A 20,024-nucleotide genomic window follows, 5' to 3' on the forward strand; every position below is an offset into this window, starting at 1 on the left:
GCGGGACTGTGCGGTCACGATTAGACCGTACGACAGCCGCGGCTCACGGGCAGGCGGGGGCCCGTCGGCAGGCCGGACGGCGTCAGCCGCAGTGGCTCCAGCCGCTGTCGAACCAGCCCGCGCGACGATGTTTCCGCCCTACCTCCATGGCGGCGAGACCAGGCGGCGCCTCTTCCCACCGCCCCCGCACACCGAGGCCCCGGCAAGCAGATGCTTGCCGGGGCCTCGACGGGTCGTGCGATCAGACGGAGGGCCAGCCGTCGGCCCGCCCGAGAGACAGGCCGACGGCCAGTCCGTCGATCAGGAGATGCGCTTCAGCTTGGCGCCGAAGGACGGCTCGGCCAGATCCTTCTGGAGCGCGACGGGCACCGTCGCGCGGCCGGGCCCGCTGCCGATGTTCAGCTGTCCCACGACCGTGCCGGCTTTCGCCTCGTGCGGTACGGGAGTGCGGCCGCTTTCGATCGAGAACTTCGCCTTGAGGCCGGGCCACCCGACCGCCTTGGAGTCCTTGGTCGCGACCACCGGCGTCCGTCCGCCGAGACCGTCGTCGACGTAACCGACCACGTCGCCCTTCTTGACCACGTCGGCAGAGGTCATGGCGTCCTGCAACGCCCTGATCATCTTGTAGCTCCGGTCGCGGACGAGCTGAAGGCTGTTCTCGGCGTTCGGGTCCAGGCCCTTGAAGTGCTGGTCCATGGTCACCCCGACGATGGTGTGCGGCTTGCCGTCGATGGTCCGCCGGGCGGCCCACATCAGCGCGCCACCGGCCGGGGTGCTCGACCCCGTCTTGATGCCCAGGACGCCCGTGCCCTTGATCAGCAGCTGGCTGTTGTTGTTCTCCAGCCGCTGGTCGAGACCGGGGACCTGGGCGTTCGGCATGGCGACGATCTTGCGGAAGACCTCGTTGTTCATCACGGCCTCGGCCAGCTTGAGCTGGTCGACCGCCGTGCTCTTCGTGGAGTCCTTGAACCCGCTGGAGTCGGTGTAGGTGGTGTTCGACATGCCCAGGGCCTTGGCCTCGGCGTTCATCTTGCCGATGAACGCCTGCTCGTCCTGCGGCGAGTCCCAGCGTGCCAGCAGCCGGGCGATGTTGTTGCCGGAGGGGATGAGCAGCATCTGGAGCATCTGGAACTCCGTGAACGACTGCCCTTCCTTGACCTTGACCCGCGACTCGTCCTCGGCACCCGACTCCTTGACGGCCGTGGCGTCCACCTTGATCTTGGGGCCCTGCTCGCCCGGCTTGAGCGGGTGGTTCTTGAGGATCAGGTGCGCGGTCATCACCTTCGCCACACTGGCCGTCGGCACCGGCTTCTGGGGCCCGTACGTGCCGACGTCGCCCACGCCGACGACCCGTGCCGCCGCCTGGCCCTCACCCGGCCACGGCATCTGGAACGCGTCGCCCGCGAAGGTGTACGAGGACTTCCCGCCCAGCGCCAGCGTCGGGTCGGGCAGCGGGCGCACCTGCTGGACGACGATGAAGACGATCGCCAGCAGGATCACCAGCGGAGTCCAGATCTTGAACCGGCGGGCGACCGTACGCATCGGCGTCTCGGGCGGCGGCGGCGTGTTGGTCAGCTGCGCCAGCAGGTCCAGCGGCGGCAACGGCTGCTGCTTGGTCTGCTCGGAGTCGGGCAGCGCGCCGGGCTGAGCGGTGGCGCCGGTGGCCGTCGCGGCGGCGGGCGCCTCGGGCGCGGTGGCCTTCGTCCCGGTCTGGGCGGCGGCCTTCGCGCCCCACTTCGTGCCCGGCGCGACGTCCGGCTCGGCGGCGGGCTTCGCGCCCGCCTTCGTACCCGCCCCGGTGTCGGACTTGGCGCCGGTCCCAGCGCTGGTGCCGGTGCCGGTGCCGGGCTTGTCCTCGGTCTTCGCGGCGTCCTTGGCCGCGGACTTGCCGGCCTTGCCCGGCTTGTCGCCCGTGACGGGCCGCGGCGGCTTGATCGGCTGCGGGTCGGTGGACTTCAGGGCCACGAACTGGCTGGTGCGCTCGCCGTCCGACTCCGCGGCACCGGCAGGCCGTACGACCTTTATCGCGGTGGTGGGCTGGTCGGCTTCCGGCTTGCCCCCCGGCTTGTCGCCGGACTTTCCGCCGGACTTGCCGGGCTTTTCGGCCTTGGGCTCGGCCTCGGTGCCGGCCTTGGGGGCCGTCTTCGCGTCGGTCCCGGCGTCCTCGGCCTCGGGCTTCCCGGCCTTGCCGGCGCCCTTGGCGGACGTCGCCGGACCCTCGTCGTCCGAACCCTTCCGCTTTGCGATCGAGAACGCTCGGGTCGCGTCGTCGGCAGGCTCGTCCGCGCTCGGCATCTTGAAGATCGCCGTCGGCTGGTCCACCGCCTTCGACTGCTCCTCGGCCGCCTTCGGCTTGTCCTCGCCCGCCTTCGGCCGGTCGTCGGCCGCCGCACCGGAGGTGCTCTTCGCCGCGGCCTCACCGGCCTTGGGAGCATCCTTGGACGCCCCCTTGGAGGCGTTCTTGGGCTCAGCCCCGGTCTTGCCCTTGGTCGCGCCCTCAGCAGCCTTCGAGGCGTCCTTGGGGGCGGGCTCAGGGGTCGACTTGGGGGTGGCCTTGGGAGTGGTCTTGGGGGCCGCCTCGGGGGCACCGCCGGCCTTCTCCTCGCCGTTCCCCTTCGACGTCTTCGTCACCGGGGTCTCGCCCGCCTCAGCCTTCGCACGCGTTTCCGCTCCGGCCTCCGCGTCGTCACCAGAGGCTTCGTCACCGGAGGCGGTGCCACCAGCGGCATCGGCTCCGGAAGCGTCCCCCTCGGACGCGCCCTCGCCGTCCGAGGTCGCCACCCAAGCGGCGACCGCCTCCCGCAGCCGCTCGTCACGGCCCTCGCCGGCGGGCTCCGCAGCGGCCTTCCCCGCCTTGTCTGCCTTGCCTGCCTTGTCTACCTCGTCCGCCTTGCCGGCCTTCGCCGCCTTGTCCGCGTCCACGTCCGCGGCCTTGTCCGCGCCCGCAGCCTTCGACCCGGCGTCGTCCGCCGTGCCGGCCTCGTCCGCCGTGCCGTTCTTCGGTTCCGGGTCGGCCGGGTCGGCCTTCGGTTCGCGGAAGACCGCGAGCCGCGGATCGCGTTCGCTCCCCGCCGTCTCCCCCGACGACTGCTTCTGCTCCGGCTTGCCGGGGGACTCGCCCGCCACCTATGTCTCCTTCACACGTCCGCGATACGTCGCGCTCTGTCTGGCCCAGTGTTCCCAAGTGTCCTGTGTCCGCGAGGCACGTCCGCACCGCCACGCGAAACGCTGGGCGCCCCGCCCCACAGAAGGCGTCGCCAAGGAGCTAGACGACAACGACATACCTACAGGTTCCCTGCCTAACCCCCCAGGCACTCTCGACAGATGAATGTGAGAGGGGTCACCCTGTCATTCATCCACGCGGGGAGGCATGGATGGGCAGGAGCCGCAGAACAATTCCGGAGGAGCTTCTGCTGCTCGCTTTGGACCCGGCAACGGGAACCACAGCGCAGCCGCAGTCGCTCGACCTCGGTCTGGCCGGGGCCCAGCTAGTAGAGCTGGCTCTGGCCGGACGGATAGCCCCTGACGGGGATCGTATCGCCGTGGTGCTGCCACGGCCGACCGGAGATCCGACTCTGGACTCCGCGCTCGAACTGCTGCGCCGACGCGGCAGCCCGGTGCGCGCCGTCCACTGGATCGGCGGGCCCCGGCTGGGGCTGCGCCAGACGTATCTCACGCATCTGGAGCGGTGCGGCATGGTCCATGCCGTGGCGGGCCAGATGTGCGGGGTGCTGCCGACGACTCGCTACCAGGCGACGGACACGGCCATCAGCCGGGAGATCAAGAACCGGCTGGACAACGCGATCCGCACCGGCGTACCGCCGGACCCGCGGACCGCGGCGCTCGCCGCTCTGGCCCACGCGGTCGGTCTCGGCAAGCACCTGTATCCCGGGAACGAGGGGCGCTCCTCGCGCTCCCGCCTCCGGGACCTGATCCGGCACGACCCGATGGGCGGGCTGGTCGCACATGCCGTCATGGATGTGCAGAACGGCGTCGCGGCGCAGCCGAGGCGCGCACCGGTGGCGGTGGCCGGAACGGCGTCCGGGCCGGGTGCGGGCAGGCAGCCCGCGTCCCGCGTCGCAGCCGAGCCGGCGGGCGTACCGGTACCGCCGCGGCACGGGGCCATGGCCCGCGTCGGCGCCCGCTGACGTCCCGCGTCGGCGAGCCTCGACGACGAGCCCGGCACCGCGGCGGCACCGGCGGTTCCCGCGGAACGCGGACACACCACGCAGCACCACGCTCGGTGCGTGTCAGGCGCACCAAGCACCACCCACACCCCAGCGGAACCAGCAGGACCAGCAGAGCCGGCAGGACCAGCACCACGAGCACGACCAGCGAACCAGCAGAACCAGCACCACCGTCCCCACAGTCCCGTTCGGGAGCCGCAGCAAGCGCGGGGTGGCGGACCGGCCGTTCCGGACGACGGCCGGGCCGCCACCCCGCGCGCACGTCCGCTCGCCTTGTGTGTCCATTCCACTGCGCCGCGCGGACCTGGGATGGCAATCTGCTGAGCAGGAGAAATCAGCAGTACGGAGCCGGAGGTGCACGTCCCGTGGCGTCCAACATCAATCCCACCGTCCGGCGGCGCCGGCTGGGCCAGGAGCTGCGCAGGCTCCGCGAGCTGAAGGGCATGACGGCCGAGGAGGTCGCCGAGCGCCTGCTCGTGTCCCAGTCGAAGATCAGCCGACTGGAGAACGGCCGCCGCAGCATCAGCCAGCGGGACGTCCGGGACCTGTGCGGGGTGTACGAGGTCGACGACCACCGGGTCGTGGATTCGCTGATGCAGATGGCCAAGGACTCCCGTCAGCAGGGCTGGTGGCACGCGTTCGGTGACATCCCGTACAGCGTCTACATCGGTCTGGAGACCGAGGCGGCCTCGCTGCGGGTGTACGAGTCGCTGCTCGTACCGGGCCTGCTGCAGACGCCCGGCTATGCCGAGGCCGTCATTCCCGGGACGGTGCCCGAGCTGACGCAGGAGCAGCTGGAGAAACGGATTCAGGTGCGGATGCGCCGCCAGGAGCGGGTCAATCACCCCGACAGTCCGCTGCGGTTGTGGGTCGTCCTGGACGAGAGCGCGCTGCGGCGGGTCGTGGGCAGCCACCTGATCATGCGCGAGCAGCTCGACCACCTCGTGGAGGTCAGCAACCTGCCGCACGTGACGGTCCAGGTGCTGCCGTACGACGCGGGCGCGCACGCGGGCATGTCGGGCACCTTCTCGATCCTGGAGTTCGACGACGCGGCCGATTCGAGCGTGGTCTACATCGAGGGCGTCACCAGCGACCTGTACCTGGAGAAGACCAACGATGTGCACAAGTACACGATCATGTACGAGCATCTGCGGGCCCAGGCGCTGAGTGCGGACCAGAGCAGGGAGTTCATCGCCGCGGCGGCGAAGAGGCACGCGGACAGCATGGCCTGATCATGGCGCCAGGATGGCCGAATCCAGGATTCCGGAAGGAAGTCCGGCACCGTACACCGAGACGCCACTCCTTGGAAAGAGATCAAGGAATATGCCATACGGATGGGTGAACTACTCCTGCCACCGGTGATGTTGGCGCGTAGCGTCGGGACTACCGAATCCGCGGCAACGCGGTGCAACCCAGATCGAGTCGGAGTGAACATGGCCATTCAGCCCAATTCCGCTTTCTCCTGGACGAAGTCCTCGTACTCCGGTGGCAATGGCGCGTGCGTCGAGGTCGCCGTGCCGGCGCCCGCGGCCATCGCGGTCCGTGACTCCAAGAACCCCGACGGCCCGCGCCTGACCTTCGACACCTCCGCGTGGAGCTCCTTCGTGGGGGACGTGAGCAAAGGCGCGTACGACCTGATCTGATCCGACCGCTTCTGGTCTGATCCGGACGCTCCTGGTCCGATCCGGCCGGTCCCGGCCTGATGTCGCACACCGCATGATCAGCACCACCCCAGAGCCCTCTCGACTGGATCGCCGTCCCGGCCGAGGGGGCTCGGCCTTGCCCGCGAGCGCACGCGACGGTCCTCCCCGCCGGCTCAGCGCAGCTCGTCCACGTACCGGTCGGTCCCGGGCACCGTCGGTACGAACGGCGCGACCAGCTCCACCCGTCCCAGCCCCGAGGCCGCGACCTCCCCGTCCAGCCCCGTGAACCACGCCTCCCAGCACGCGCGCGGGTCCTCCTGGAGGAACCACAGCAGCGTCAGCCGGGTGTTGACGCCCTCCACCTGCCGCACGTACGCCATCCGGTCCGCCGGCAGCGGCCTGGGCCGGAAGACCGTCACCATGGCCGCGGGCGAGCCCGCCAGCCGGCGCGGCAGCCGCTCCTCCGTCAGCCATCGCAGCAGGGCGGTACGGCCCGGAGCGTCCGCCGCGGCCGACGCGTCCCCGCCCGCCCTCGCATCCGCACCCGGGCCCGGGCCCGGACCCGCCGCATCGATGACCTCGACGACCAGCCCGGTGTACGGGTGGTCCAGCGCGTGGAAGTCGCGCGGGCCGTGAGCGCCGTCCCGGTAGACGGTGACTTCGTGGTCGTGGAAGGCCGTGAAGACGTGCGTACGGTCGTGGTGGATCCGGCCGTCGGCGTTCAGCCGCCGGTTGATGGCGACGCTCCACCGCAGGTGGTCGTCGTAGCGCCCCTCGGTGATCCAGTACGTGGACAGGTAGCAGCCGGCGGTGACGGGCCGGGCGACGGCCGACCGCGCGGGGTAGCGCAGCAGCTGGAGGTCGCGGGTGGCGACCCAGCGGCGGCCCGCGAAGATCCAGGGCATCGCCGTCGCGCCGGCCAGGTAGTGGTCGTCCTCGTACCAGCGGTTGTACGTGTACTCGTGGCCGGGGTGCGGCTCGACCATGGTGATGAGCGCGTGCCCGGGACGGACGCTGTAGGGGCCGACGGCGGCCAGTTCGGCGTAGGTCCCGCTGCGGGTGTCCGCGTCCGTTGCTGCGTTCGTTGCTGCGTCCGTCGCCGCGTTCGTGTCCGCGACCGTGTCCGTGTCCGTGCCGGGTTTCGGGGTCATGCTCGGATGTGTAGCTGACGCAGCATCAGTTGGGGAGACATGCGGAGCCGACGGCACCCCGTACCCGCCCCTCACCCGCCCCCACCCTCTCCTCCCCCTCCCGGCTCACCATGCGGGCACCCCTGCACACCCCTGGCGCCCCCGCCTAGGCTCCCTGCATCCTGCACCTGTCGAGGGCGGGCCGTTCGGCGCGCCCGCGGCGCAGGCCGTACGACGACGGGAGAACGCCAGGACGGAAGACTTCCGACCCACTCCGCCGCTCGCCGCGCGCACGGCGCGGACCGGCGGCTCCCCGGTACGCGAGATCCTCGCCCTGACCGCCCGGCCCGAGGTCATATCCTTCGCCGGCGGGCTGCCGGCGGGCGAGCTGTTCGACACCGGTGGCATCTCCGCCGCCTTCCGGCACGTCCTGGACGAGGCGCCGCGGCAGGCGCTGCAGTACTCGACGACCGAGGGCGACCCGGCTCTGCGCGCGGCCGTGGCGGCCCGGGTGAGTGCCCGCGGCTTCGCCACCGCGCCGGACGACCTGATGATCACCACCGGTTCGCAGCAGGGCCTGTCGCTGCTGGCCACAGCTCTGCTGGAGCCCGGTGACACGGTGCTGGTCGAGGACCCGTGCTATCTGGCGGCGCTCCAGGTCTTCTCGCTGGCCGGGGCGCGGTTGGTGCCGGTGCCGACCGACGACGGGGGGCTGGACCCGCAGGCGCTGGACGCGATCGCGGCACGCGAGCGGCCGAGGCTGCTCTACCTCGTGCCGACGTTCCAGAATCCGACGGGCCGGACGCTGCCGGCCGGGCGGCGGGCCGCGGTGGCCCGGGTGGCGGCCCGCCGCGGACTGTGGATCGTCGAGGACGACCCGTACGGCGAGCTGCGGTTCGAGGGCGAGCCGGTGCCGTACCTCGGTTCGTTCCCCGGGGCGGAGGACCGTACGGCGCTGCTCGGGTCCTTCTCCAAGATCGTGGCGCCGGGGCTGCGGCTGGGCTGGCTGCGCGCGCCGGCCGTACTGCGCAGGGCCTGCGTCATCGCGAAGCAGGCGGCCGACCTGCACACCTCGACGCTCGACCAGGCGGCCGTCGCCCGGTACCTGGCGGGCCCGGGCCTGGACGCCCATCTGGAGCGGGTGCGCGGCGCCTACCGCGCCCGGCGCGACGCGCTGGTGGACGGTCTGGGCGCGGCCCTGCCCGAGGGCTCGCGCTGGAACCGGCCGGAGGGCGGGATGTACGTCTGGGCGTCGATGCCTGCCGGGTACGACGCGACGGCGCTGCTGCCCGAGGTGGTCCGGCACGACGTGGCGTACGTGCCCGGTGCGCCCTTCTACGCCGGACCTGCCGACGTGGGGACCGTGCGGCTGTCCTTCGTGACGCACCCGCCGGAGGAGATCCAGGAGGGCCTGCTGCGGCTGGCGAAGACGCTGCGGGCGCCGCGTCCGTAGCCATCGGCCGGCGAAGACGCCGCGTCCGTAGCCATCGGGAGCGGGCACGCCTATCCTGACGGCCCGTCACATCTACGCGGGCCGGAGGCGCGCATGCTGCTACGGGACAAGACCGTCGTCGTCTCGGGCGTGGGTGCCGGGCTCGGCCACCAGGTGGCGATGGCGTGCGTACGTGACGGCGCTTCGGTGGCGCTCGGTGCCCGTACGGAGTCCCGCCTCGCCGAGACGGCGGCGCAGGCCGATCCGACGGGCGAGCGCGTCGCCTGGCGAGTGACGGACATCGCGGACGAGGAGCAGTGCGCGGAACTGGCCGCCCTCGCGGTCGAACGTTTCGGCGGCGTCGACGCGGTCATCCAGGTGGCCGCACTGGACGCGTACTTCGGCGGGCTGACGGACGCGGACTTCGACGCCTGGCAGCGGGTCGTGGACATCAACCTCTTCGGCACGCTGCGCATGGCGCGCGCCTGCCTGCCGTCGATGACGGAGCGCGGCGGCGGGTCGGTCGTGCTGATCGGCACGCAGTCGTCGGTCGCCGCGCCGTCCGAGGTGCGGCAGGCGGCGTACGCGGCGTCCAAGGGCGCGCTGGTCTCGGCGATGTACTCGCTCGCGCGCGAGCTGGGTCCGCGCCGGATACGCGTCAACACCGTGCAGCCGGGCTGGATGTGGGGCCCGCAGGTCGAGGCGTACGTCCGGTACGCGGCGCACACCGAGGGCGTACCGGAGCGCGAGGTGCTGGACCGGCTCACCGCGCGGATGGCGCTGCCGGAGATGGCGACGGACGCCGATGTCGCACAGACCGCGGTCTTCCTGGCGTCCGACCGGGCGCGGGCGATCACCGGTCAGTCGCTGCTGGTGAACGCCGGGGAGATCATGCGCTAGGCGCTGGCCCGGCGGCCCGGAATCGTTCGTCCAGCTGTCAGTAGTTCACATCCTTGACCACCGCACCCTTGACCGCCCCTCGCCATGAACGGTTCAATCCCCGAAGTCCCCGCTCCCGCACGGGGGCGCCGCCCCGCGGAACGTACGGCGACGTGTTTCCCGTTCACAAGGCGGACCCCTGGAGGGGCCATGAACAGTCTCGACTGGGCCGTGCTCATCGGTTACTTCGGTGTGATGGTCGCGATCGGCGTGTGGTCCCACAGACGCGTGGACGACGTGAGCGACTTCTTCACCGCGGGCGGGCGGATGCCCTGGTGGCTGTCCGGGATCTCGCACCACATGTCGGGGTACAGCGCGGTGATGTTCACCGGGTACGCGGGCATCGCCTACCAGTACGGTGTCACGTCCTACGTCACCTGGTCCTTCCCCATCGCGGTGGGGATCGCCGTCGGGGCGCGCCTGTTCGCCGGGCGGCTGAACCGGCTGCGTTCGCGGCTGCACGTCGCCTCGCCCCTGGAGTACCTCAAGAGCCGCTACAACCTGCCCGCCCAGCAGGCGCTCGCCTGGTCCGGTGTACTGCTGAAGATCGTGGACGTGGGAGCCAAGTGGGCGGCCATCGCCACCCTGCTGTCCGTCTTCACCGGTCTCTCCCTCAACCAGGGCATCCTGATCACCGGCGTGGTCACCGGCGTCTACTGCACGGTCGGCGGCCTGTGGGCGGACGCGCTCACCGAACTCGGGCAGTTCGTCATCCAGTTGCTGGCGGGCGTGGCGATGCTGGTGACCGTGCTGGCGGAGCTGGGCGGTGTCAGCGCGCTGTGGACGGTGTGGGACCGGCTGCCCGACAGCCACGCGCAGCCGACCGTCGGCCCGTACACGCTCACGTTCCTGCTCGCGTACCTCTTCATCAAGACGTTCGAGTACAGCGGCGGCATGTGGAACCAGGCGCAGCGCTACATGGCCACCCGCAGCGCGCGCGAAGCGCGGCGCTCGGCTCGGCTGTCCGCCGCCTTGTGGTTCGTGTGGCCGGCGGTGCTCTTCTTCCCCATGTGGGTCGCGCCGCTGCTGGTGAAGGCCGAGAAACCGGACGCCTCCGACTCGTACGCGCTGCTCACCGAGCATCTGTTGCCGCACGGCCTGCTGGGTCTGGTCATCGTCGGCTTCTTCTCGCACACGATGGCCATGTGCTCGTCCGACGCCAACGCCATCTCCGCCGTTTTCACCCGTGACATCGCGCCCGCGCTGCCGAAGCTGGGCGCGCGGGCCCGCAGCTGGTCGCACCGGGCGGGGCTGCTGGCCGCGCGGCTGTCCACCGTCGCCTTCCTGGCCCTGTCGATGGCCATCGCGACCCAGGTCAACTCGCCGACGTTCAAGGACATCATCACCGTCGTCATCAAGTGGGTGGCCGGTCTGGTGGGGCCGATCTCCATCCCGTTCCTGCTCGGCATGGTGCCGCGCTTCCGCAGATCCGGGCCGACCGCGGCGCTGGTGTCCTGGGCGGCGGGCCTGTTCGCCTTCTGGCTCACCAACTACGGGCCGGCCGGCGTCCAGCTCCAGATCCAGATCGTCGCGCCGGTGGCCACCTCGCTGGTCCTGTACGTCGTGATCGGCTTCCTCAAACCGGAGGACACCCCGGAGCGGGACGCGGTGCTCGCCCGTATCAACTCCGGCGACGACAAGGACGGGGAGGACGGGGAGGAGCGTGGGGGTGAAGGGGAGGGCGGGAGCGGAAGTGGCAGGGACGGCGTCGGCAGCGGTGGTACGAGCGCCGCCGCCCGCACGGTGTCCGGGCGGACCGGCGGGCCTGGTCACCGTGCCGCGCCGCGGTGACCCGGTCGTGCGGCCCGCCGCCCCCGCTGCTGACTCCGCGGCCTACTTCGTGTATCCGATCCGCTCGTACGCGATGTCGGCCATGCCCTGGGCGCCGAGGTTGGCCAGATTCTTCTTGGCCGCGGTGATCTCGGGGAGCTGATAGGTGGGAAGGACGCCGGCCACCTGCCACGCCTCCGCGTCGGCCGCGTTGACGGCCTCCAGGGCGGCGGCCTGGTCGGCGCTGCGGCCCGCCTTGTCGAGCAGGCCGTCCAGCTTGGCGCTGCCGGTCTTGGAGTCGTTGCCGCCGCCGTCGCGGGCGTAGGTGCCGCTGGAGCCGGTCGCGGCGAACGGCGTACGGGAGAAGCTGTAGGGCGCCACGTCGTAGTCGCCCGGGGTCACGTACTTGTCGAAGAACTCGTTGACGGGCACCGCCCGGACGTCCAGCTCGACTCCGACCTGGGCCCACAGCTGGGTGAGGATGGTGGCCTCGTTCTTCGCGGCGGGCTGGCCGGTGGGGATCAGGAAGCGCAGCTTCAGCTCCTCGCCGCCCTTCTTGCGCACCTTGCCGCCGTCCAGCTTCCAGCCGGCCTCGTCCAGCAGCCGGCCGGCGGCCTTCGGGTCGTACGTGCCCAGGTCGCCGGCGTTGTCCCGGTACCCCTTCTGGTTGGGCATGAGGAAGTGGTTGCCCAGCGGCTTGCCCGTCCAGTTGAGGCCCTTGAGACCGGACTTCACGATCGTCTCGCGGTCGGTGGCCTTGAACAGCGCCTTGCGCACCTTCGGGTCGCTGAGCTTCGGGCTCTTGCCGTTGAAGGTCAGGTGCCGGTAGTTGGGGCCGCCGGCCTCCCGGATCTCGCCCGACTTCACGCCCGAGACCTGCTTGAAGGCGGCCACGCTCGCGTTCAGGTCGAAGTAGTCGATCTCGCCGTTGGCGTAGGCCGCGGGCATCGACTCGGTCGTCATCGCATGGAAGACGATCTTGTCGAGTTTCGGCTTGTCGCCCCACCACGCGGGGTCGGGCACGAGGGTGACGGTCTGCGCGGTCTTGTCGATGCCGCCGAGCTTGTACGCGTTGGCGGTGACCGGGATCGCGTTGAGGTAGCCGGTGGTGAAGCTCTTCGCGTCGGCCATGTACTTCGCCGGGTAGAGCGGGGTGTTGTTGGGTGCCCCGAACAGCGCGCGCCAGTCCGCGTACGGCTTGTCGAAGGTCAGGACGGCCTCATGGTCGTCCTTGCCCTTGCGTACCGACGACACGTCCTCGTACCCGGCCGGAGAACCGACCTTGAACGCCGGATCCTTGCTGCTCAGCGCCCGGACGTTGGCCTCCAGGTCCCGGTAGGTGATCGGCGTGCCGTCGGACCACTTCGCCTTGGGGTTCAGGTGGTACGTGACGATCTGCTTGCCGCCCTCCGTACGGCTGGCGGCGTCCAGCAGGAACGCCTTGTCGGGCACCTGCTCGCCGTTGGGCGCCGAGTGCCACAGCGACGGCAGCACGGCCTCGACGACGGCGTTGGTGGCGGCCTGGTTGCCGTCCGTCTCCATCTCGTTGAACTGCACGGGGAACTGGTCGATCGCCCAGTTCAGCGTGCCGCCCTGCGTCAGCTGCGCAGGGTCGGTCCGGTTGATGTCCAGCGCGGTGGTCTTCGGCGGCTGCTTCGCCTCGCCGCCACCGCCCTCGTCGTCCGAGCCACCACAAGCGGTCAACGCCAAGGACGACGCCACGACGGTGGCGACGAGGGCGAGCGGAACTCTGGAGTGCTTCATTGCGGAGACGTTCCCTTTCTCGACTGGACTGACGAAAACACAGGGAGGGCGTGGTGCGGGAGGTGTTCTTCAGCCTCCTGCGGCGGGTGTGTCCGGCCCGTACGCCGCGTGGTGGCAGGCCGACTCGTGGCCCGGGGCGACGGGCCGCGACGGCGGGTCCTGCTGCGCGCAGCGCCGCTGCTCCGGTGCGCCGAGCGTCGCGTACAGCGGACAGCGGCCTCGGAACCGGCAGCCGGACGGCACGTCCGCCGGGCTCGGCAGGTCGCCGCCCAGCAGGATCCGGGTCCTGGCCCGCTCCTTGCGCGGATCGGGCAGCGGTACGGCCGACAGCAGGGCCCGGGTGTACGGGTGCGCCGGCGCCGCGAACACGTCCGCGGTGCCGCCCGTCTCCACGATGCGGCCCAGGTACATGACCGCGACCCGGTCGGCGCTGTGCCGGACGACGGACAGGTCGTGGGCGACGAGCAGGTAGCTCAGGCCGAGCCGGGTCTTCAGCTCGTCCAGCAGGTTGAGCACACCGGCCTGCACGGACACGTCGAGCGCGGAGACCGGCTCGTCCAGCACCAGCAGCCGCGGTTCCAGCGCCAGGGCGCGCGCTACGGCGATGCGCTGACGCTGGCCGCCGCTGAACTCGCGCGGGTAGCGTCCCGCGTCCGCGGCCGCCAGGCCGACCGTCTCCAGCAGCTCGGGGACCCGGGCGGCGATCCGGTCCTTGGGCCAGCGGTGCGTGCGCAGCGGCTCGGCGAGGATGTCGCCGGCCGGCATCCGGGGGTCCAGTGCGGCCGTCGGGTCCTGGAAGACGATCTGGAGGTCACGGCGCAGGGCGCGGCGCGCGGCGCGGTCCAGGTCGCGTACGTCCCGGCCGAAGAGCCGGACGGTGCCCGCCTGCCCGGCCGCCAGGTCCATGATCTCCATCAGGGTGGTGGTCTTGCCGCAGCCCGACTCGCCGACCAGGGCGAGCGTCTCCCCCTCCCGTACGACGAGACTGATGCCGTCCACGGCCCGCACGGTGCCGATCGTGCGCTTGACGAAGGTGCCTCGAGTGAGCGGGAAGTGTTTGACGAGGCCTTCGAGTTCCAGGATGGCGGGGTGGGGGGAGGGTGGGGCGGCGGGAGGTGTGGGAGCGGGCGGGGGCGCGGGAGCGGGCGGGGGTGCGGGAGCGGGCGGGGGTGCGGGAGCGGGGTGCGCGGTTCCGGGCTGCCGCCCCTGGGTAACCCCCTGCTGGGGGGCCTGGGGCGTTCGATTCGCCCCGGTAGGCGCGCGATCCGTGGGGGGTAGTGCTGCGGGCGTCCCGGCGGGGGCCGCGTCGGTGCTGCCTGTTCCGGTCCGACGGGGGTCCGTGCCGTCCGTGGCCGTATCGCCGGTACCGTCCGTGGCCGTGCCGTTCGTGCCCGTGCCGTTCGTGCCCGTTCCGGTCCGACGGGGGTCCGTGCCATCCGTGGCCGTACCGCAGGTACCGTCCGTGGCCGTGCTGCCCGTATCCGTACCGCCGGTACCGTCCGTGGCCGTGGCGCCCGTGTCTGTACCGCCGGTACCGTCCGTGTCCGTGCCGCCCGTATCCGTACCGCCGGTACCGTCCGTGTCCGTGCCGCCCGTGTCTGTACTGCGGGGGCCCGTACCACCCGTGCACGTACTGCCCGTACCACCCGTGCCCGTACTGCCCGTACCGCCCGCGCCCGTTCCGCGGAAGCCCGCGGGCGTCCCGCCCCCGTCCGAAGGCGTCCCCCCGACCCCCGCGAAGAGCCCCGCCCGCGGCAACGCTCCCGAGGCGATCTCCTCGCTGCGGTGGCAGGCGGCGGCGTGGGCGGGGGCCGTGGTGGTCGGGGGGACTTGGGTGGCTGGAGTGTCCGGAAGGGTTGGGGTGGTCGAGGTGTCCGGGGTGGCTGAGGCGACCGGGGAAGCGTTCGTGACGGCTGTGGTGGCCGTGCCTGCTGTGGGGACCGTGGCCTCCCTGGGTACGGCCTGCGCCGGGGCAGGTTCCGTCTCATGGCACAGGGGAACGGCGACCGGGCAGCGCGGTGCGAACGGGCAGCCAGGCGGCAGTGCCGTCAGGGACGGCGGGGTGCCGTGCACGGGGGTCAGCGGCACGCCGGTGGGCCCGTCCAGGCGGGGCGTCGCGCCCAACAGGCCGATGGTGTACGGCATTCTGGGCCGGTAGTAGATCTCGTCGACCGTACCGGCCTCCACGGGCCGGCCCGCGTACATGACCTGCACCCGGTCGGCGAACCCCGCGACCACCCCCAGGTCGTGGGTGATCAGGACGACCGCGGCGCCGGTCACCTCCCTGGCGGTCCGCAGGACGTCCAGGATCTGCGCCTGGACGGTGACGTCCAGGGCGGTGGTCGGCTCGTCCGCGACGATGACCCGCGGATCGTTGGCGATGGCCATGGCGATCACCGCGCGCTGCCGCATCCCGCCGGAGAACTCGTGCGGGAAGGCGTCGGCGCGGCGCCGCGGGTCGGGGATGCCGACGAGGGCGAGGAGCTCGACGGCGCGGGCCCGTGCGGCCTTGCGGCTCAGGTCCTGATGGACGCGGAGCGCTTCGACGAGCTGGCTGCCGATGCTGTAGACGGGCGTGAGGGCGGACAGCGGGTCCTGGAAGACCATGCTGATGCCGTTGCCGCGGACCCTGGACAGCGCGGCGTCGCCGAGTCCGAGCAGTTCCTGTCCGTCCAGTTCGACGGAGCCCCGTACGGCGGTGCCGTCCGGCAGCAGTCCAAGGACGGCCTGGGCGGCGGCGGACTTGCCCGAGCCGGACTCCCCGACGATGCCGAGCACCTCGCCGGGCCGTACGGCGTAGCTCAGACCGCGTACGGCGTGTACGGGACCGTGCTCGCCGGGGAAGGTGACGTGCAGGTCCGTCACCTGGAGGGCGGGGCGGGTGGCTGCCGCCTCCGGGCCGGTGTGGGGTTGTTCGGTCACCGGCGACGGCCTTCCTCAGCGGCGCGCTTCCCGCGCCCCTTCGCGCGCGCCTGCGCCCCCGCCGCATCGGGGTCCAGCGCGTCCCGTAGCCCGTCGCCGACGAAGGCGAGGGAGACACCGATGAGCACCAGGCACCCGGCGGGGAAGAAGAACAGCCACGGGTAGCTCGCGGCCATGTTGGTGTTGTCGGCGATGACCGTGCCGAGCGACACGTCCGGCGGCTGCACCCCGAACCCGAAGTACGACAGTCCGCTCTCCCCGATGACCGCGGCCCCGGCCTGGATGACCGCGTCGATGATCAGCAGGGAGGCCATGTTGGGCAGGATGTGCCGGAAGACGATCACCGGCCCCGGTACACCCATGTAGCGGGCCGCCTTGACGTACTCGCGTTCCTTGAGCGTGAGCGTCACACTGCGCACCACCCGCCCGGTGATCATCCAGCTGAAGGCGGCCAGCAGGACGACGAAGACCGGCCAGCCGGAGCCGCGGACGAGCGGCGACAGGACGGCGACGACCAGGAACGCGGGCATCACCAGCAGCAGGTCGACGGCGCCCGTCAGGACGCGGTCGGTCCAGCCGCCGAAGTACCCGGCGAAGGCGCCCACCACGGCTGACAGGAAGGTGGAGACCACTCCCACGAGGATGCCGATGACCAGGGACTTCTGGAGTCCGCGCAGGGTGAGCGCGTAGAGGTCCAGGCCGCTCTGGGTGGTGCCCCACCAGTGTTCGGCGGACGGCCCGGAGAGGAAGTTGAGGAAGTCGTGGGTGCGGTGGTCCCAGGGGCTCAGCAGCGGGCCGACGTACGCGGCGAGGAAGAGCAGGACGAGCAGGGCCAGTCCGGCTGTCGCGAGCCGGTTGCGCGCGAAGCGGCGTGCGGTGAGGCGGGTTCGGGAGGGGTGGTGGTCATGTGGCGGACGGCCGGGCGGCGAGGGGTGGCGGTCACGCGGCGTACGGCCGTCACGTGGCGGGCGACCGGCACGCGGCGGGCGACCGGCACGCGGCGGGCGACCGGACCATGACGTACGGCCGGGCCACGGCCCCCGGCCGCCGGCTGCGGGGCGCATCACCGCACCCTTACGCGCGGGTCCAGTGCCGCGTACAAGAGGTCCGACAGCAGCCCCGCCGCCAGCACCAGTACTGCGGTGAACACACCCACCGCGGCGACTGCGTTGACGTCCTGACCGGCGACCGAGTCGACCAGCAGTTCGCCCATGCCGTGCCAGCCGAAGGTTTTCTCCACGAAGGTGGCACCGGCGAAGAGCAGCACGATGTTGTAGACGAGCAGAGGGACGACCGGCAGGACGGCCGTGCGCAGCCCGTGCCGTAACAGGGCGGTGCGGCGGCGCAGTCCCTTGGCGCGCGCGGTGCGCAGGAAGTCGGCGCCGAGCACGTCGAGCATGGTGTTGCGCTGGTAGCGGCTGTAGAGGGCGACCTGCACGATGATGAGGGTCAGGGCGGGCAGCAGCATGTGCTGGGCGCGGTTGACCAGGGCGGCAGGGTCCCACCGGCCGGCGTACTGGGCGTCGTACTCGCCGAGGACCTTGATCGTCTGCGTACCGTCGTTGAGGGCGGTGGCGCCGATCTTCAGGGCGACGCCGACCACGAACACCGGCATGGCCAGCACGAAGAACGAGGCCAGGGTGGAGAACCGGTCGAAGAACCGGTACTGGCGGATCGCGCCGTACGCGCCGACGGCGACGCCGAGGGCCGAGCCGGCGAAGGTGGCCAGGAGCAGCAGCCGGGTGCTGACGCCGACCCGGCGGCCGAAGTCGTCGTTGAGCGAGTCGCCGGAGAGGGTCCGGCCGAGGTCGCCGTGGACGACGTCACCGGCCCAGCGCGCGAAGCGGGTCGTCACCGGGGTGTCCGGGTTCATGTTGACGTCGTCGAGGGTGCGGGTGACGGCCGCCTCGGGCAGCGGCGGGTTGCGGTTCTCGAACCGGGCGCGCGGGTTCAGGCTCAGCCCGGCGAGGAAGTACGTCAGGGACGCCGCCACGGCCACCAGGACGAGGTAACCGGCCATCCTGCGCAGCAGGTAGCGGCCCATGACGTCTCTCCCCCTCGTACGGCTACGGCACGGGCCGACTGCGGGCCCCGGGCTGTTCTCTGGGCTGTTCTCGCATGCGCGGGGCCGGTTTGTCGACCGAGGCTCCCCCAAAGCGGGACAATGCGAACGGGGGTGAGGCGGCGTCGAGTTCGCAGGGGTACGGGTGGTACGGGTGGTACGCGCGGGCGGGTCAGTGCTGGGCGGGCGAGGCAGGGAAGCCGGGCGGGCGGGGCAGTACTGGGCGGGCGAGGCAGGGAAGCCGGGCGGGGCGGGCGGGCGACGTGGTTCCGGCGCGCCTCCCTTTGGGTAACCCCCTGCTGGGGGGATGCGCGCGTTCGATTCGCCCCGGTGGAGGCGCGATTCACGCCCCACCCCCGCGAGCAGGGCATGAAGCGCCCGTCCCACCCCCACGAGCAAAGCACGAAGCGCCCGTCCCGTCACCGCCAGCCGGGTACGGAGCTCCCGCCCCGCCTCCGCCAGCTAGGCATGGAGCACCCGCCCCACCACCACCAGCTAGGCATGCAGCACCCGCCCCACCACCACTAGCCGGGCATGCAGCACGCGCCCTCAAGCCCGCGGATACCGCTCCAGCCACCCCGGCGCGGAGTTGCCCGGCCCGTGCAGGGCCGGGCCCTGTGTCATCTCCATGGCGAAGTCGTCGGCGAGTTGCAGGATCGTCGCGCGGCCTTCCACCTCGGCCAGCCACACGGGCGGCAGCGCCGTCTCGCCGTGCAGGGTGCCCAGGAGGTTGCCGCAGACGGCGCCGGTCGAGTCGCTGTCGCCGCCGTGGTTGACCGCCAGCAGCAGCCCGTGCCGGACGTCCTCGGCGACCAGCGCGCAGTACACCCCGATCGCCAGCGCCTCCTCGGCCGTCCAGCCCTCGCCGAGCGACTCCACGCGGGCGGCCGTGGGCATGCCCTGCCGTACGGCGCCCAGCGCCTGCTGGAGCGCCTCGGCTGTCTCCTCGTGGTCCGGCCGGGTGGCCAGGTGCGCCAGGGACTTCTGTACGGCGCTGTCCAGGTCGTCGCCCCGGGCCAGCGCGTGGGTGATCACCGCCATGGCGCCGGCCGCGAGGTAGCCGGTCGGGTGGCCGTGCGTCTGGGCGGCGCACTCGACGGCGAGCTGGAAGACCAGCTGCGGTTCCCAGCCGACCAGCAGCCCGAAGGGCGCCGACCGCATGACCGCGCCGCAGCCCTTGGAGGCGGGGTTCTTGGGCTGTTCCAGCGTTCCCATCACGTCGTCGCCGAGCCCGGACAGGCAGGCCCGGCCGGGCGCCCGCTGCGCGTACAGCCACTCCTCGCGCGCCAGCCAGCCGTCGTCCTTCTTGCGTTCGTCGGGACCCCAGTCGCGCTGGGTGGCGGCCCAGCGCAGATACGCGCGGTGCACGTCGGTGGGCGGGTGCCAGGCTCCGGTGTCGCGCCGTACCTGGGCCCGGATCAGCCCGTCGACGGTGAACAGCGTCATCTGGGTGTCGTCGGTGACCGTACCGCGCCGCCCGAAGGCCGGTACGTAGTCCGTCACGCCGTCCGGGCCGTGGGCATCGCGGATCGCGTCCAGCGAGCTGAACTCGATGCCGGCGCCGAGCGCGTCACCGATCGCCCCGCCCAGCAGGCAGCCGCGTACCCGGCTGCGGAAGTCCTGCTGTTCGGCGCGGCCCCAGATGGCCGTACCGCCTGCCGCTGTACTCACTCTCGTCCCTCCCCGTGGCCCACCGCTTCCCTTACGGGGTCCTTACGCTCCCCCTGCCGCAGCACTGTAATCGACCAAGAACAGTCAACTCAGGGCAAGGAACGCTATGCGAACAGTCACCCCGGAGGCGGCTTTTGATCACTACGGTCCCGATCGGCGTCCCGACCGGCGCCGATCGGCACAGTCGTACCCCTGCGTACCGAGGTCATACGACCGGCGTGCCGTGGGAAGGCTTCCTTCATGCCCGACTTCGAGTGGGACCGCACCGCCATGGCCACCGTGGCCTGCGCCCTGGCCGGTGACAGCGACGGCGCCGTGGAACTCCTCCGGCCGCTCTCCCAGCGCGACGTGTGCCAGATCACCGTCCGGCTGGCCGCGATGGCCGCCGACGCCCTCATCTCCGCCGCCGAGGACACCGGCGGCGACCGCGCGGAGGCGCTGGCGCAGTGGCAGCAGTGCATCCTCCAGCACGAGGCGGAGGCGGAGACGGGGGACGGGTGAGGG

14 protein-coding genes are annotated in these 20,024 nt (G+C 71.8%); 7 read left to right on the top strand and 7 right to left on the bottom strand.

Features of this window, described 5'->3' with window-relative positions; all coding sequences use genetic code 11:
- Positions 1–300 precede the first annotated feature (300 nt).
- Complete coding sequence (locus tag JXZ78_RS40885; RefSeq protein ID WP_030024593.1) at positions 301–3,126, bottom strand: hypothetical protein; 2,826 nt, start codon at positions 3,124–3,126, stop codon at positions 301–303.
- 248 nt (positions 3,127–3,374) lie between these two features.
- On the opposite strand from JXZ78_RS40885, the gene JXZ78_RS32840 reads away from it, so the two are divergent.
- The 3 genes from JXZ78_RS32840 (at position 3,375) to JXZ78_RS32850 (ending at position 5,830) form a co-directional block, all read left to right on the top strand.
- A complete protein-coding gene (locus tag JXZ78_RS32840) occupies positions 3,375–4,148 on the top strand; it encodes a GOLPH3/VPS74 family protein (RefSeq protein ID WP_030024592.1) in 774 nt (257 codons plus the stop codon).
- Positions 4,149–4,552: 404 nt separating this feature from the next.
- Positions 4,553–5,419: a helix-turn-helix domain-containing protein gene (locus tag JXZ78_RS32845; RefSeq protein WP_030024591.1), complete on the top strand. Its 867-nt coding sequence runs from the start codon at positions 4,553–4,555 to the stop codon at positions 5,417–5,419.
- Between the two features lie 201 nt (positions 5,420–5,620).
- On the top strand, positions 5,621–5,830 hold the full coding sequence (locus tag JXZ78_RS32850) for a DUF397 domain-containing protein (protein WP_030024589.1): 210 nt from the start codon (positions 5,621–5,623) through the stop codon (positions 5,828–5,830).
- Positions 5,831–6,003: 173 nt separating this feature from the next.
- Here JXZ78_RS32850 and JXZ78_RS32855 read toward each other — a convergent pair whose 3' ends face one another.
- The gene (locus JXZ78_RS32855) at positions 6,004–6,981 is read right to left on the bottom strand and encodes a hypothetical protein (protein ID WP_238783527.1); all 978 of its coding nucleotides are present in this window, start codon (positions 6,979–6,981) and stop codon (positions 6,004–6,006) included.
- Between JXZ78_RS32855 and JXZ78_RS32860 the strand changes: the two genes are divergently transcribed.
- The 3 genes from JXZ78_RS32860 to JXZ78_RS32870 all read left to right on the top strand — a co-directional run bounded on the left by JXZ78_RS32860 (position 6,980) and on the right by JXZ78_RS32870 (position 11,122).
- Positions 6,980–8,413 (top strand): aminotransferase-like domain-containing protein, encoded by a 1,434-nt coding sequence (locus JXZ78_RS32860; protein WP_238783528.1) that lies wholly within the window; start codon positions 6,980–6,982, stop codon positions 8,411–8,413. The genes JXZ78_RS32855 and JXZ78_RS32860 overlap by 2 nt on opposite strands.
- A gap of 93 nt (positions 8,414–8,506) precedes the next feature.
- Positions 8,507–9,292 (top strand): SDR family oxidoreductase, encoded by a 786-nt coding sequence (locus JXZ78_RS32865; protein ID WP_030024585.1) that lies wholly within the window; start codon positions 8,507–8,509, stop codon positions 9,290–9,292.
- 189 nt (positions 9,293–9,481) lie between these two features.
- Positions 9,482–11,122 (top strand): sodium:solute symporter family protein, encoded by a 1,641-nt coding sequence (locus JXZ78_RS32870; protein WP_030024584.1) that lies wholly within the window; start codon positions 9,482–9,484, stop codon positions 11,120–11,122.
- A 42-nt stretch (positions 11,123–11,164) separates the two neighbouring features.
- Here the strand turns inward: JXZ78_RS32870 and JXZ78_RS32875 are convergent, their stop codons facing one another.
- From JXZ78_RS32875 to JXZ78_RS32895, 5 genes are all read right to left on the bottom strand, one after another.
- Positions 11,165–12,865, bottom strand: a complete 1,701-nt coding sequence (locus JXZ78_RS32875) for an ABC transporter family substrate-binding protein (protein ID WP_030024583.1) — start codon at positions 12,863–12,865, stop codon at positions 11,165–11,167.
- Positions 12,866–12,934: 69 nt separating this feature from the next.
- Positions 12,935–15,787 carry a dipeptide ABC transporter ATP-binding protein gene (locus JXZ78_RS32880; RefSeq protein ID WP_238783529.1) on the bottom strand — a complete coding sequence of 951 codons (2,853 nt, stop codon included), beginning with the start codon at positions 15,785–15,787 and terminating at the stop codon, positions 12,935–12,937.
- Entirely contained in the window at positions 15,784–16,851 is a 1,068-nt protein-coding gene (locus JXZ78_RS32885; protein WP_238783530.1) for an ABC transporter permease, read from the bottom strand. Before JXZ78_RS32885 ends, JXZ78_RS32880 begins: the two co-directional genes overlap by 4 nt.
- Positions 16,851–17,831 (bottom strand): ABC transporter permease, encoded by a 981-nt coding sequence (locus JXZ78_RS32890; protein ID WP_030021895.1) that lies wholly within the window; start codon positions 17,829–17,831, stop codon positions 16,851–16,853. Before JXZ78_RS32890 ends, JXZ78_RS32885 begins: the two co-directional genes overlap by 1 nt.
- A gap of 567 nt (positions 17,832–18,398) precedes the next feature.
- Positions 18,399–19,520 carry an ADP-ribosylglycohydrolase family protein gene (locus JXZ78_RS32895; protein WP_030021896.1) on the bottom strand — a complete coding sequence of 374 codons (1,122 nt, stop codon included), beginning with the start codon at positions 19,518–19,520 and terminating at the stop codon, positions 18,399–18,401.
- A gap of 240 nt (positions 19,521–19,760) precedes the next feature.
- On the opposite strand from JXZ78_RS32895, the gene JXZ78_RS32900 reads away from it, so the two are divergent.
- Positions 19,761–20,021, top strand: a complete 261-nt coding sequence (locus JXZ78_RS32900; protein WP_030021897.1) for a hypothetical protein — start codon at positions 19,761–19,763, stop codon at positions 20,019–20,021.
- The last annotated feature ends 3 nt before the right edge of the window (positions 20,022–20,024 follow it).

It is taken from the genome of Streptomyces monomycini (assembly GCF_022271435.1).
In the GTDB taxonomy this organism is placed as follows: Bacteria; Actinomycetota; Actinomycetes; order Streptomycetales; family Streptomycetaceae; genus Streptomyces; species Streptomyces monomycini.

Bases quoted from the DNA above. Each gene is read 5' to 3' on its own strand.
- JXZ78_RS32840 (WP_030024592.1), top strand. From the start codon at position 3,375: ATGGGCAGGAGCCGCAGAACAATTCCGGAGGAGCTTCTGCTGCTCGCT.
- JXZ78_RS32850 (WP_030024589.1), top strand. From the start codon at position 5,621: ATGGCCATTCAGCCCAATTCCGCTTTCTCCTGGACGAAGTCCTCGTAC.
- JXZ78_RS32860 (WP_238783528.1), top strand. From the start codon at position 6,980: ATGCTCGGATGTGTAGCTGACGCAGCATCAGTTGGGGAGACATGCGGA.
- JXZ78_RS32855 (WP_238783527.1), bottom strand. From the start codon at position 6,981: ATGACCCCGAAACCCGGCACGGACACGGACACGGTCGCGGACACGAAC.
- JXZ78_RS32865 (WP_030024585.1), top strand. From the start codon at position 8,507: ATGCTGCTACGGGACAAGACCGTCGTCGTCTCGGGCGTGGGTGCCGGG.
- JXZ78_RS32870 (WP_030024584.1), top strand. From the start codon at position 9,482: ATGAACAGTCTCGACTGGGCCGTGCTCATCGGTTACTTCGGTGTGATG.
- JXZ78_RS32875 (WP_030024583.1), bottom strand. From the start codon at position 12,865: ATGAAGCACTCCAGAGTTCCGCTCGCCCTCGTCGCCACCGTCGTGGCG.
- JXZ78_RS32885 (WP_238783530.1), bottom strand. From the start codon at position 16,851: ATGCGCCCCGCAGCCGGCGGCCGGGGGCCGTGGCCCGGCCGTACGTCA.
- JXZ78_RS32890 (WP_030021895.1), bottom strand. From the start codon at position 17,831: ATGGGCCGCTACCTGCTGCGCAGGATGGCCGGTTACCTCGTCCTGGTG.
- JXZ78_RS32900 (WP_030021897.1), top strand. From the start codon at position 19,761: ATGCCCGACTTCGAGTGGGACCGCACCGCCATGGCCACCGTGGCCTGC.